This is a genomic window from Bradyrhizobium sp. P3_C3 (assembly GCF_056402655.1).
Map to the genome: position 1 here is coordinate 35,741 of NZ_JBFUGY010000033.1, position 13,984 is coordinate 49,724.

General features: G+C 64.9%; 10 protein-coding genes. 4 read left to right on the top strand and 6 right to left on the bottom strand.

Features of this window, described 5'->3' with window-relative positions:
* Positions 1–20: 20 nt before the first annotated feature.
* The 6 genes from rsmA to lptF all read right to left on the bottom strand — a co-directional run bounded on the left by rsmA (position 21) and on the right by lptF (position 7,665).
* Positions 21–878 (bottom strand): 16S rRNA (adenine(1518)-N(6)/adenine(1519)-N(6))-dimethyltransferase RsmA, encoded by an 858-nt coding sequence (rsmA, locus tag AC1DW2_RS30905; RefSeq protein ID WP_085402860.1) that lies wholly within the window; start codon positions 876–878, stop codon positions 21–23.
* Entirely contained in the window at positions 878–1,912 is a 1,035-nt protein-coding gene (pdxA, locus tag AC1DW2_RS30910) for a 4-hydroxythreonine-4-phosphate dehydrogenase PdxA (protein WP_477007850.1), read from the bottom strand. Before pdxA ends, rsmA begins: the two co-directional genes overlap by 1 nt.
* Positions 1,912–2,847: a peptidylprolyl isomerase family protein gene (locus AC1DW2_RS30915; RefSeq protein WP_439034779.1), complete on the bottom strand. Its 936-nt coding sequence runs from the start codon at positions 2,845–2,847 to the stop codon at positions 1,912–1,914. The genes pdxA and AC1DW2_RS30915 overlap by 1 nt, the downstream gene beginning before the upstream one ends.
* Before the next feature lie 68 nt (positions 2,848–2,915).
* Positions 2,916–5,402: an LPS-assembly protein LptD gene (locus tag AC1DW2_RS30920; RefSeq protein ID WP_477007851.1), complete on the bottom strand. Its 2,487-nt coding sequence runs from the start codon at positions 5,400–5,402 to the stop codon at positions 2,916–2,918.
* Positions 5,402–6,499 carry an LPS export ABC transporter permease LptG gene (gene lptG, locus AC1DW2_RS30925; protein ID WP_063983680.1) on the bottom strand — a complete coding sequence of 366 codons (1,098 nt, stop codon included), beginning with the start codon at positions 6,497–6,499 and terminating at the stop codon, positions 5,402–5,404. The genes AC1DW2_RS30920 and lptG overlap by 1 nt, the downstream gene beginning before the upstream one ends.
* Entirely contained in the window at positions 6,496–7,665 is a 1,170-nt protein-coding gene (gene lptF, locus AC1DW2_RS30930; protein WP_063983679.1) for an LPS export ABC transporter permease LptF, read from the bottom strand. The genes lptG and lptF overlap by 4 nt, the downstream gene beginning before the upstream one ends.
* A gap of 341 nt (positions 7,666–8,006) precedes the next feature.
* Here lptF and AC1DW2_RS30935 point away from each other — a divergent pair, with 341 nt between their 5' ends.
* The 4 genes from AC1DW2_RS30935 to AC1DW2_RS30950 all read left to right on the top strand — a co-directional run bounded on the left by AC1DW2_RS30935 (position 8,007) and on the right by AC1DW2_RS30950 (position 13,968).
* Positions 8,007–9,506, top strand: coding sequence for a leucyl aminopeptidase (locus tag AC1DW2_RS30935; RefSeq protein ID WP_477007852.1), 1,500 nt, complete (start codon positions 8,007–8,009; stop codon positions 9,504–9,506).
* Between the two features lie 6 nt (positions 9,507–9,512).
* Positions 9,513–9,965, top strand: a complete 453-nt coding sequence (locus AC1DW2_RS30940) for a DNA polymerase III subunit chi (protein ID WP_014495779.1) — start codon at positions 9,513–9,515, stop codon at positions 9,963–9,965.
* A gap of 166 nt (positions 9,966–10,131) precedes the next feature.
* Positions 10,132–10,620 carry a hypothetical protein gene (locus AC1DW2_RS30945; protein WP_028147753.1) on the top strand — a complete coding sequence of 163 codons (489 nt, stop codon included), beginning with the start codon at positions 10,132–10,134 and terminating at the stop codon, positions 10,618–10,620.
* A gap of 498 nt (positions 10,621–11,118) precedes the next feature.
* Positions 11,119–13,968: a beta strand repeat-containing protein gene (locus AC1DW2_RS30950; protein ID WP_477007853.1), complete on the top strand. Its 2,850-nt coding sequence runs from the start codon at positions 11,119–11,121 to the stop codon at positions 13,966–13,968.
* The last annotated feature ends 16 nt before the right edge of the window (positions 13,969–13,984 follow it).

Here is a 13,984-nt window from a genome sequence, read left to right on the forward strand (position 1 = left end):
TCCTTCCTCCGAAATTCCTGTTATCCAGCTTGCTTTCGTATATCCGCCAATTCACGTGCCATGGCAACAAAGCCTGATATCGGAATGGTCTCGGCACGGCGCGTCGCATCGACACCTGCGGCGGCGGCAAGGCGAGCGGGATCCGCTTGAAGCGATTTCAGGCTTTGCCGCAGCATTTTTCGGCGCTGCCCGAAAGCGGCGGCTGCGACCTGTTCGAGCAGCTTGCGATCGCAAGGCAGAGGCTCTGCGCGCGGCACCAGCCGCACGACGGAGGAGGTGACCTTCGGCGGCGGCACGAAGGCGGAGGGCGAAATGTCGAACAGGATCTTCGTCTCGCAGCGCCAGTTGGCGAGCACGCCGAGGCGGCCATAGGCCTCCTCGTCCTCGCGTGCCACGATGCGCTCGCCGACCTCGCGCTGGAACATCAGGACCATCATGTCGTACCAGGGCGGCCAGGGGTCGGTCGTGAGCCAGCCGATCAGCAGCTGGGTCGCGATGTTGTAAGGCAGGTTCGCGACGATCTTTGCTCTTTCGCCATTGAGCAGCGGACGCGGGTCGAAGGTCATGGCATCGCCATGCACGATCTCGAGCCTATCAGGGTAGCGCGCGGAAATATCCTGCAAGGCAGGGATCGCGCGCTCGTCATGCTCGATGGCGATGACGCGTTTGGCGCCGAGCGCGAGCAACGCGCGCGTCAACCCGCCCGGGCCGGGACCGATCTCGACGATGGTGGAGTCCTCGAGCGGCGCGGCCGCACGCGCGATGCGCGCGGTGAGATTGAGGTCGAGCAGGAAGTTCTGCCCCAGCGATTTGCGTGCCGACAGTGCGTGCTGGCGAATGACCTCGCGAAGCGGCGGGAGGTCGTCGATCGCGCTCATCAGCTTTGCGCAGCCGCCATGCGGCTTGCGAGCTTGAGCGCCGCGATCAGGCTTGCTGGATTGGCCTTGGCCGTGCCGGCAATGTCGAACGCGGTGCCGTGATCGGGCGAGGTGCGGATGAAGGGCAGGCCGAGGGTGACATTGACCGCGTCGTCGAAGGCGACCGTCTTGATCGGGATCAGCGCCTGGTCGTGGTACATGCAGACGGCGCAGTCATAGGTGCTGCGTGCGGCCTCGTGGAACATGGTGTCGGCAGGGAGCGGTCCCTTCGCCTCGATGCCGTCGCTACGCAACGCCTTAAGCGCTGGTGCAATCACGGTCTGCTCCTCGTGGCCGAGCGAGCCGTCCTCTCCGGCATGCGGGTTGAGGCCGGAGATCGCGATGCGCGGCCTTTCGATGCCGAAGCGGGATTTCAGCTCGGTCGCGACGATGCGCACGGTCGAGACAATGAGCTCGCTGGTGAGCTGGGCCAGCGCATCGCGCAAGGAGACGTGGATGGTCACGGGCACCACGGCGAGCCGCGGCGACCACAGCATCATCACCGGCTGCGGCACGCGGCCGTTCTCTGCGGCGAGCTCGGCGAGGTATTCGGTGTGGCCGGGATGGCGGAAGCCTGAGCGGTAGAGCACGCTCTTGGCGATCGGATTGGTGACGACGGCGCCGGCGCGGCCTTCACGGACGTCGGCGACCGCCTGCCGGATCGAAGCGAGCGCGGCCGGCGCGCTCGCTTCGTCGGGCTTGCCGGGCTCGGCTGTTGCACTCTCGCCCGTTGCGACCACGGGCAGGGCCTCGGTGAACGCGGCTGCGGCCTCGCCGGCTCTTACCGAGGCAATCCGGATATCGGCGCCGAGGGCCTTGGCGCGGCGGGCGACGAAGGCCTCGTCGCCGAGCAGATAGAAGGCGGGCAGGTTCAGTTCGCGGCGTCTGAGCCAGGCTGCGATCGTGATGTCGGGGCCGATGCCGGCGGGCTCTCCCAGGGTCAGGGCGAGGGGCTTCGAAGGCTTGATGGAAGGTTCTAAGGCGAAGTTGGCCATCAGCGGTTGCGATATTCGATCATCGCCGCTTTCCGGAGATCATCGAGATAGGCCTTCTGGGTCTTCTCGTATTTCTCCGAATACATCTTCTCGCGGACCTCGCGCTTTTTCGGCGTGTCGATCATGGTCGGCTTGCGCGAGCACAGCACGACCATCTCGATGCCCGCCTTGGTGACCTCCGGCGCGGTCAGGTGGCCGATCTGGGTGTCGTCGAGCACCTTGCGAAGCGCCTCGGGCAGTTCCGCGGTGGTCTTGGTGACGGTGTCGCGGATGGTGGCGTTCGGCGTTGAGCGGAACAGCGAATTGGCTTCCTCGCAGCTTCCGACACGCGAGCGATAGGTCTCGGCTTCCTTCTGCCGCGTCTCCAGGAACGCCGGGGACGAGCCGCGCGGCACGATCAGCACGATCGGCTGCATCTTGTACTCGGTGCCCTCGATCTGGAGCTTGTCGCCGGTCTGGGCCTGCACGGCCTGCGCGACGTCGCGCTCGCCGACCATCAGCTTCTCCTTGAAGCGGCCGCGTACGAGGCTGGTCCAGACCATCTCGGCCTTCATGCGGCCCTTCAGCGTCTCGGGGCGGACGCCCTTGACCTCGAGCGACTTGGTGAGCTGATCCGGCGTGATGCGCATGCGCTGCGCCATGCCCTCGTAGGACTGGTTGATGTCGGAGATGCCGGGGTCGACGCCGTATTTCTTGCCTTCCTTGAGCTTCACCTTGTCGTCGATCAGCTCGTTGATGACCTCCTGCCGGCTCGGGGTCTTCTGGGTCGTCAGCTGGTCGAGCTTGGAGCGCTGCTCGATGTCGAAATCGGTGATCGGGTCGCCGTTGACCATCACGACGATGTTCTGCGCGCGCGACGGCGCGGGCAGGCCGGTGAGGATCAGCCCGGCACCGATGGCGAGGAGGAGGCGAAAAACAGGCAATTGGGTCGTCATGATTATCGCTCGCATGTCAGCCGGGATGAGCTCGCTCTCGGGAGAGCCCGGCCGTCATTTCAGACGGTTCATTGGTAGCCGGCGGACGAGCTGGACCCCGTCGAGGTCGCCAGCGTGCGCAGGCCGATCTGGAACATGAACGCGTGGTTCAGCACGGGCGGCGCCGTGCCCGCAGAGTAACTATACGAAGTTACATAGTTCACGCCGAGCACGAAGCAATCGTCGACATAGCCCGCTCCGAGCACATACTGGTTGATCTTGTTGGCCTCAAGGTCCCAGCGCGCCGAGCCGGTCACCACCCAATTGGCCGCGACCTTGATCGAGCCCGAGGTCAGGATGCCCTCGCGCCGCGTCAGATAGCCGAGCTCCGGCTGCTCGGCGTAATTGCCGTACATCATGCTGACCGACCAGCGATTGAAGTTGGCGCGGCCTTCCGCCTCGAAGCGCTGCACGTTCCAGGTCTGCTCGTCCATGCGGGAGCGGACGCTGAACGTGTAGGTGCTGTTGGGTGAGTAGCTGGCGCTCGCCACGTAATCCGAGCGCGGCTTGTCAAGGCCGGAATCAAGGCCGGTGTTGATGGTGTCCTGGACCGTGTAGGAGTTCAGGCCGAACAGCTGGTAGGACTGGCCGAACAGCACCTTGACGGCGCCGCCCTTGTCGAACTGCGTGGTGGACTGCACGCCGACATTGGCGCGGCCGCCGCCCTCGACGCGGTCGTAACCGGAGAACTTGTCGACGCTGAACAGGTTCGAGGTGTCGAACACCATGCTCTGGGCGTCCTCGTTCGGGAACTTGCCGGCATAGGGCTCGTTCGGCCGGATGATGACCTGCGCGATCGGCTCGATGGTGGTCGAGCCCCAGGGCTGAACGTTGATGAAGGGATAGCGGTATTCGAGGCCGACGGTCGGCATCAGGCGGAACGCCTGGGTGTCGCCGACCGGCAGGTAGTTCGACACGCCCGGCTGGTTGGAGATCGAGGCGTTGATCGCGTCGGCGCGGAGGCTGGCGAACGGCGTCCAGATCTCGCCGAACGGGTCGGTGTAGGACTTGCGCCACTGCGCTTCCGCCGTGAGGCGGGTGTAGGTGCCGGGGACGCCGCGCAGCAGGCACTGCGACGGCGTGCGCGCGAGCGGATCGGCCGACGTCGTCGTGCACAGGCTGGCGGTATTGGCGAGCGTGGTGATCGGATCGAACACCGCCGTGTCACGCGACAGGTTCGTGAAGTTGGTCTTGTAGCTGAACTCGCCGCCGAACACCGGATAGTTGAGCACGTTCGAATAGTCGATCACGGGATAGACGATCGGCACCTGGCTCTGGTTGCCCGAGTAGCTCAGCCAGTACATCGTGCGCGCATCGAAGAAGCTGCGATTGCCGACGCCGGTCAGATAGAGCTGCGACAATGCGTCGGTCGGCAGATACAGGAACGAGCCCAGCGGATCGCGGTATTGCGACAAGCGGTAGTCCGAGAAGAAGTAGTAGTCGGACATGACGACGCCGTCCCAGCCCCAGACCCACTTGTCGTTCAGCGCGAACTGACCCTTGGTGTCGACGGCGCCGCGGAACTGGCGGTCGCCGGGCTGGCCGGCGAGTGCGCCGGGGTCGAGTTGGTCGATGCCGTAGACTCGGATCTGGTAGGCGCCGTCCATCAGGCGCTGGCGGTACTCGGCCTGGAACAGCACGCCCTGCCTGGAGGTGATGCGCGGGCTGAAGGTCATGTCCATATCGGGCGCGATCGCCCAGTAGAACGGAACTTCGACGCCGTAGCCGAACGGCGTGTTCGACGTGAAGCCCGGCATCAGGAAGCCGGTCTTGCGCTTCACGGTCGGGTCGGGCGTCGAGAAATAGGGCATGTAGGCGATCGGCACGCCGAAGAATTCGAGCTGTGCCGTCTCGAAATACAGCATCTTCTCCTGCTGGTCGTGGATGATGCGCGCACCCTTGACCTGCCACAGCGGCGGCTTCTTCGGATCGTCCTTACACGGCGCGCAGGCCGTGTAGACGCCGTTCTCGAACACCGTGTAGTTGCCGCTGGAGCGGTCGGCGCGGCTCGCCGCCATGCGGGTCTGGTCGGCGGTGTCCACGCGCAGCGAATCGACGAAACCGTCGCGGTAGTCGTCGGAGAGATCCAGGATCTCGGCATAGGTGATCTTGCCGTCGGCATCCGTCATGCGGACGTTGCCTTCGGCATGCAGCCGCTTGGTCTTCTGGTCGTAGATGACCTTGTCGGCCTCGACGCTGGTGCCGTTGTAGAACAGCTGGACGTTACCGACCGCGGAGACGCGCGAATTGTTGTAGTCGTAGTCGACCTCGGTCGCCTGAACCAGCATCTGGTTGTCGTTGGCGACCTTCGGCGGCTTCGCACGCGGCGGCAGCGGATTGTAGGTGAAGCTCTGAGCGGAGGCCGGCGTCACGGCCGCAACGTCCATCAGCCCGCCGAGCGACGCCACGGCGGCGACAGCCAGCAGGAGCCTGCGAATGGACAAGCCGTATCCGTTCGCGCGCACCAGAGTACGCTGCGTCAAACGAGACACGAGCCCTCGATGGACGGCAGTCACTAACCGTCCTCCTGATACAACAAGGCCAAAAAGCCGGTGAGGCCGCCCACCACCGCGGGCAACCACGCCGCAGCGATCGGATGCATCAACTCAGCCTTGCTCAAGTCTTCAGTCACTTTCGACAAAACGTAGAGCAGAAAGCCTGCGCCCACGCCACTCAAAACCATCTTCTGCACGCCGCCCATCCGGAAGAAACGCAACGACACGGAAGCCGCCAGCATCACCATGGCGGCCAGCAAAAACGGCTGTGCCAGGAGCTTGTGATACTGGAGTCGATAGCCGGCTGTCGCGAAGCCCGAGCTCTCCGAGGAGCGGATGTAGCTCGGTAGTTGCCAAAAGGACACAGTCTCGGGTGTGGAAAAGCTGTTGCGGATCTGGGCTTCGGTCAGCGTCGTCGGAATCTCCAACGTCGCCTGGTCGATCGGCGGCGAATCCAGCGAGAAGCGGCGCACCGATTTGAACAGCCAGTGACCGGACTCCAGCGCCGCCTCGCGCGCCTCGATCCGCTCCTTGAAATGCCAGTCCGTATCGAATCGGAACAGGGTCAGGCCGGTCAGCCGGACGCCCTGCTGCTCGCTGCGCGCCGCGTTGATGATGACCTGGCCGTCATTGGTGACCTGGTTGAGCCAGAAGCCGGAGGCGTCCTGGATGCCGCCGCCGGGGGCCGAGCCGAACAGCTCGGCTTCCATGCGCTTGGACAGCTCGCGCAGGTTCGCCGACATCGGATTGTAGGCGACGGTGGCGATCACCCCGATCAGGAGCGCGCTGCCGAGAGCCGGCGAGATGAATTGCCACGCGGAGATTCCGGCGGCGCGCGCGACCACGAGCTCGAGCCGGCGGGAGAGGGCGAGATAGCAGGTCATGGCGCCGATCAGCATGCAGAACGGCGTCAGCTTCTCGAGCAATTGCGGGACCCGGAACAGCGAGGTCTCGGCCACCATGATCGCGGAGGCGGATGCGAGCCCTGAGGTCTTGCGCACCATCTCGATGTAGTCGACCAGCACCAGCAGCAGGAAGATGCCCGCGAACACGCCGAGCGCCGCGACGACGAAGCGTCCGGCGAAATAGCGCCCGAGGGTGTTGGTGAGCATGCTCATGCGGCGGCCGGCCGTCCGAACAGCCGCGCGATGCGCGCGTTCGACCTGTTGATGGCCTCCATGAGGCGGGGCGGCGGCTCGACCACGATGCCGCCGATGATCAACCACAGCCCGACGCCGATGGCGCCCAGGACCATCGCGTATTGGAACAGCACCGGGCCAGGCGACTTTACCGCCATGACCGAGCAGGCGAATCCTGCCATGCGCAGGCCGAACACGGCGATCACCGAGCCGCCGATCGAGAAGTTGCGGCTCTGGCGCGTGGTGCGCGGCGCGCCGAGGAAGGCGAAGGTCAGCACGGCAAAGGCGAAGGGATAGATCGGCGCCAGCAGGCTGTCGTGCAGAGCCGAGCGGAACTGTCCGGGAATCTGCTTGTAGACCGGATCGTCCTCGGACGGCGAGAACAGCTCCCAGAGATAGCGCTCGCGGATGCCGAGGGTGACGTCGTGACCCTGGCCCGAGAATTTCGACATGTCGAAGCCGTAGCGGCCGAACGCCACCAGCGCGGGATCGCGCTTGCCGGCCTCGAAGCGCTGGAGATTGCCGTCCTTGAGCACCAGGAACGAGCCGTTGTCGTTCTTCACGACCTCGCCATGCTCGGCGACGATCGAGACGCGCTCGTTGGGATCGCGGCGATCGTCGATGAAGATCCCGGCGAGGATGCCGCCGGGCTGGCGTTCGCGGATCCGGATCGTCAGGTTCTTGTCGAGCTGGGCGAAGCGGCCGGGCTGGAGGATGTTGGTGAGCACGTCGGCGGTGATCTCGGCGTCCCACTGCTTGATCCGCCGCATGCCGTCGGGGGCGAGATAGGCCGCGATGAAGGCGACCAGCAGCGCCACGACACAGGTGGCGTAGAAGAACGGATAGAACAGCCGGAACGGCGAGAAGCCGGCGGCATTCATCACGATGATCTCGGAATCGGTCGCGAGCTTGTTCAGCGTGTGCGAGATCGCGATCATCAGCGCGATCGGCGAGATGATCAGGACCAGTGCCGGCACGACGAGGCTGGTGATGCCGAGGAAGGTCAGGATGGTCTGACCCTGGCTCGTCATCAGGTCGATGCCGCGCAACGCCTGCGTAATCCAGATCACGCCGGTGAGGCTGACCAGGACCAGCGCAAACGACGCCAGCGTCGTGCGGAAGATATACCTATCGATTGACCCCATGCGCTACCGCACGAATCCCCACCAGCGCCCCAATGCAGGCCGGAAGTCCGGCTGCCCAACCAATCCCCGATCAGGGGATCCCCAAGGTCGGCCAACCACCTCTACCACCGGCTTACTCTCTCACTACCATCCCTTTGATCCATCAACAAAATGGCTGCCCCGTGGCGCCGTCAATATATGGTTAATATTTCCCTCGTTGTGGCCCGGCGGCCACGGGGGTGCTTGGCAGCCACCGCGCCAGTGGCCCATAGTGGGGAAAGCCCAGTGAATCGTCGTTCAGCTCCGGCCCGTGGCCGGGTCCGCCCAGCGACGAAAAGCCCGATGTTTTGAAGGAGTTACCCATGTCCGATGCCATCAAGGTCGGCTTTGTCCCGTTGTCTGCTGCCGCCCGTGGCATCCTGATCGTGTTCTGCGACGACACTCTGAAGCTCGGCCCGGCGACGGCCAAGGCGCTCGGCGGGGCCACTGAGCTGGTCAAGCGGGCGGCCTCCGCCGCCGGCTTCAAAGGCAAAAGCGGCGCCGCGCTGGACGTCCTGGCACCGGAGGGGCTGAAGGCCACCCGCCTGGTCGTGATCGGCGCCGGCAAGGCGGCGAGCCTGAAGGCGAACGACTTCCTCAAATTCGGCGGCGTGGCGGCGAGCAAGCTTTCGGCCGCGGCCGCTGCCATGACCATCATCGCGGAACTTCCTGATGGCGCCATGACCAGCGAGCAGGCGGTTGCGATCGCCTCGGGCCTGCGGCTGCGCGCCTACAAGTTCGATCGCTACAAGACGAAAAAGAAAGACGGCGAGGAGGGCGGCTTGCGCGCCGACGTCTCGCTTGCGGTCGGCGATGCCACCGCGGCGAAGAAGGCGTTTGCCTCGGCCGGCCATGTCGTCGACGGCGTGATCATCGCGCGCGATCTCGTCAACGAGCCGCCGAACGTGCTTTTTCCCGAGGAGTTCGCGCGCCGCGCGGGCCTGCTCCGCAAGCTCGGCGTCAAGGTCGAGGTGCTCGACGTCAGGGCGATGGACAAGCTCGGCATGGGCGCGCTGCTCGGCGTCGGCCAGGGTTCGTCACGGCCGAGCCGGACCGTGATCATGCGCTGGGACGGCGGCAAGAAGGGCGAGGCACCGGTCGCCTTTGTCGGCAAGGGCGTCTGCTTCGACACCGGCGGCATTTCGATCAAGCCGGCCGGCAGCATGGAGGACATGAAGGGCGACATGGGCGGTGCCGCCTGCGTCGTCGGCCTGATGCACGCGCTCGCCGCGCGCAAGGCCAAGGCCAACGTGGTCGGCGCCATCGGTCTCGTCGAGAACATGCCCGACGGCAATGCGCAGCGGCCGGGTGACATCGTCACTTCGATGTCGGGCCAGACCATCGAGATCATCAACACCGACGCCGAAGGCCGCCTCGTGCTGGCCGACGTGCTCTGGTACGTCGCGAAAAAGACCAAGCCGAAATTCATGGTGGATCTGGCGACGCTGACCGGCGCGATCATGGTCGCGCTCGGCACCGAGCATGCCGGCATGTTCTCCAACAATGACGAGCTCGCCGACCGTCTGCTCGCGGCCGGCATCGAGAGCGGGGAGAAGGTCTGGCGCATGCCGCTCGGCCCCGAATACGACAAGCTGATCGATTCCCAGTTCGCCGACATGAAGAACACCGGCGGCCGCCATGGCGGCTCGATCACTGCGGCGCAGTTCCTCCAGCGCTTCGTCGACGGCACGCCCTGGGCGCATCTCGACATCGCTGGTACCGCGATGGGGGCGCCGAAGACCGACATCAACCAGAGCTGGGGAAGCGGCTACGGTGTCCGTTTGCTCGACCGTCTGGTCGCCGACCACTACGAGCGCAAATGATCTGAGATGACCGAAGTCCTTTTCTACCATCTGCAAAACATGACGGTGGAGAACGTGTTGCCGCCGCTTCTCGAGAAGTCGCTCGAGCGCGGCTGGCGCGTCGTGGTGCAGTCGACCTCGCCGGAGCGCGCCGATGCGCTCGACGCGCATTTATGGACCTACCGCGACGATTCCTTCCTGCCGCACGCGACATGGCGCGTGAACGATGCCGCCGATCAGCCGATCGTGCTGGCGATCGAGGAGGACAATCCCAACGGCGCCAATGTCCGCTTCCTGGTCGACAACGCCGCGCTGCCGCAGGACGCGCAGGGCTATGAGCGCATGGTGCTGCTGTTCAACGGCGACGATCCGGACGCGCTGGCGTTTGCCCGGAGCGCCTGGACGGATTGCAAGGCGCGGGGATTTGATGTCACCTATTGGCAGGCCGACGAACGGGGCCGTTGGCAGCGCCGGAATTAGCGGTCGTTCGCAATTAATGATAATTTGCACTTTTCGGGCGATGCTGGCTTTTGTCACCTTCGTGCCGCAAAGTGATGTTGGGACAATCGCTTAGGGCCGGTCCTTCATGCGGGGAATTTAGTTTATCGTGCGACATCAAAAGCTTCCCAGCTCGCTCATAGTTGCGTTGGCTGCCGTAGCACCGCTGCTCGCGGGCTGCTCGGGGACCGACCTGTTGTCCAAGGATGCCCAGTGGTTCAACACGCCGAGCCGCCTGTTCATCAAGAGCATCTCAATCGAATCGCCGCCGTTGACCCCCGACAAGCCCGTGACGGCCGAGGATCTGGTCAGCGCCGACGGCGCCTGTCCCGGCATGACGCCGCCCCCCGGGCCGGCTGACGCCAATGCTTCGACGACGGCGCCGGCGCCCATGGGCGGCACGGTCGCGCTCGGTCACACCGAATGCGATGTGGTGCGCGGCATCGGGGCGCCCTCGACCGTCAATCTCTCCAGTGACGCCGCCGGTCGGCGCGTTGCCGTGGTCACCTGGAGCACCGGTCCGCGCGCAGGCATCTACACCTTCACGTCCGGCCGTCTGTCCTCGATCGAGGGCACGCCGGAAGCGCCTGTCATGCCGAAGGCGACCAAGCCGAAGCCGAAGAAGAAGTCGGCGTAAGCCGAACTCTCGCGTCCCGGACGCGCTGCAGCGCCATCAGCGCGTCCACGCGCGTCTTCGACGCGCTATGGGCTGCTGCGCGGAGCCGGGACCAGGTCTCTCTCGATCAAGTCTCTCTCGATCCAGTCTCTCTCGATCATGAGCCCCGGCTCAGCAGCGCACCACTATCGTGCTGCGCTGTGTCCGGCGCACGAGAGCACCGATCGAATTCGCCATCTCATCAAAACGAATGCGTCGTCGCTTCGAGCTGTGGCTTCTGCGCGCGCATCAATGCGTTGGTGGGATTCGCGCGCGCCTTCGAAAGTCACGCTGCCGTTATACGTGATCGGCAATTCGTGATGTGAGAGCGTTTGCATCCGCTGTCGAAACCAGCCCGGAGGAAAACTGGAGGAAATCTCCAGAATAATCACGCGCGTCTAAAGCAGTGCTTCAAGTAAGACATCCGCACCACTGCTACGCATCGAGGGGAGGGGCTAGATCGATCGAAGGAATATTTGAATGTCTACTACCTCTGTTTTCTCCCCGGTTACGGGCCAGCTCACCATTTTCGGCGACAGCGCCAATAACGGCGTCGTGATCAGCCGCGACAAGTCGGGCCGCATTCTCATCAATAACGGGCAGGTGAAGACGATCGGTGGCGATCCCACTGTGGCCAACACCAATGAGATCGACATCTTCGGTCAGGGCGGCGACGACACGATCACCGTTAACGAATCCAACGGCCCGATGCCCGCGGTGCACATTTTCGGCGGCGACGGCAATGACAGGATCACGGGCGGCTCGGGTGCCGATTTGCTGTTTGGGCAGGCCGGCGACGACACGATCAAGGGCGGCGGCGGTAACGATCTGCTGTTCGGCGGCGCGGGGAACGACACGCTGGACGGCGGCAGCGGCGACAACCAGTTGTTCGGCGAAGCGGGCAATGACCTCATGATCTGGAATCCGGGGGGCGGCACCAACCTGTTCGAGGGCGGTGACGGCAACGACACCGCGCAGGTCAACGGAAGCAATGACCCGGAGACGTTCACGATCACGGCGAACGGCACGCGCGTGCGATTCGATGGGACGGGCGCGGCGCCATTTTCGCTCGACATCGGCACGACGGAGAATCTCGTGCTGCACGCCGGCGGCGGCGACGACGTCATCACCGCAAGCAATGGACTCGCCAGCCTGATCTCGCTGACGCTCGACGGCGGCGCCGGCAACGACAGGATCACCGGCGGCGACGGCAACGACCTCCTGATCGGCGGCAGCGGCGACGACATCGTCAATGGCGGACGCGGCAACGACGTCGCGCAATTGGGGACGGGCGACGACACCTTCATCTGGAATCCCGGCGACGGCAGCGACACGGTCGAAGGCGGATCGGGCAACGACAAGCTGCTGTTCAACGGAGCCAACATCAACGAGACCATCGACATCTCGGCTAATGGCGGCAGGGTGCGCTTCACCCGCGACGTCGCCAACATCACGATGGACCTCAATAGCATCGAGCAGATCGAATTCGATGCACGCGGCGGCGCCGACAACATCACCGTCGGCGATCTCTCCGGGACCGGCGTCAAGCAGGTGCTGGTCGATCTCGGAGCCGTTCCCGGCGGCACGCAAGGCGACGGCGCGGCCGACACGGTGACCGTCAACGGCACCAACGCTGGCCAGCACATCGAGGTCACGTCCGACGGGACGACCGTGACGGTAACGGGCCTGCCTGAAGTCGTGACGATCGCGAATGCGGAAGCTGCCAACGACCGGCTGGTGATCCAGGCGCTCGGCGGCAACGACGTCATCGATGCATCGCTACTTGCTGCGGCGATTGGGCTGACCATCGACGGCGGCGCGGGCAACGATACCATCATCGGCAGTCAGGGCGCCGACACCCTGATCGGCGGCGACGGAAACGATAAGGTCACCGGTGGCCGCGGCAACGACGTCGCGCTTCTCGGCGCAGGCGACGACCTCTTCACGTGGAATCCCGGTGACGGTAGCGACACCGTCGAAGGTGGCGCGGGAACGGATACGCTGGTGTTCAACGGCTCCAACGTCGCCGAGAACATGTCGATCTCGGCGAATGGCGGCCGCGCGCTTCTCACCCGCGACGTCGGCGCCATCACGATGGATCTCGACGGCGTCGAGCATGTGCAGATCGCTGCCGCCGGCGGCGCCGACAACATCACCGTCAACGATCTCTCCGGCACCGGCGTCACGCAGGTGGCGATCGACCTCAGTGCCGGCCCCGGCGGCCAGAGTGGTGACGGTGCGGCAGATCGTGTGACCGTGAACGGCACCGCAGGCGATGACAACATCTCGGTCACGACCGCTGGCGGATCGATCGTTGTCAACGGCCTTGCGGCGCAGGTGACCATCGCTCACGCCGATGCCGGTGACGTCCTGACCGTCAACGGCGGAGGCGGTAACGACGTCATCAATGCCTCGTCCATCAAGGCGGGGCAGCCGTTCAGCCTCAACATCAACGGCGGTGACGGCAACGACACCATCACCGGCAGTGCCGGCAATGACATCGTGAACGGCGGCCGTGGCAACGACGTTGCCAATCTCGGCGCCGGCGATGATACCTTCGTCTGGAATCCCGGCGATGGCAGCGACATGGTCGAAGGCGGCAAGGGCACCGATACGCTGCTGTTCAACGGCGCCAACATCAACGAGAACATCAACATCTCGGCCAATGGCGGCCGGGTGCTGTTCACCCGCGATGTTGCCGCCATCGCGATGGACCTCAACGGCGTCGAGCATATCAACTTCAACGCCCTCGGTGGTGCCGACAACATCACGGTCGGCGACCTCTCCGGGACCGGCGTGAATCAGGTCAACCTCGACCTCGGCGCCAATGACGGCGCCGCGGATACGGTCACGATCAACGGAACCAGCGGCAGCGACGTCATCACGGTGACCGAGCACGACGGCATCATCACGGTGTCGGGGCTCGGCCAGGACATCAACATCACCGATGCCGGCGCGGGCGACAGGATCGTGATCAACGGCCTCGATGGCGACGACGTCATCACGGCCTCCGGTCTGCACGGCGGCATCCAGCTCGTCGCCAATGGCGGCAATGGCGATGACGTCCTGATCGGCAGCCCCGGCAACGACACGCTCGCGGGCGGTGCGGGTGACGACGTGCTGATCGGTGGTGGCGGACAGGACGTCCTCGACGGTGGCCCCGGCAACAACGTCGTCATCAACGGGGGCGGGGCGATGGCGGCCGCGATGCTGCTCAACCAGGCCATGGCGGCAAACCTCGTTCCGGCGGGTGACGGTCACGGCGAGATGCCATTGCCCGATCCGCACGCGGCACAGAGCCAGACCCTCGCACCGCCGCAGCACGCCTGACGCTTAACTCCGGCCC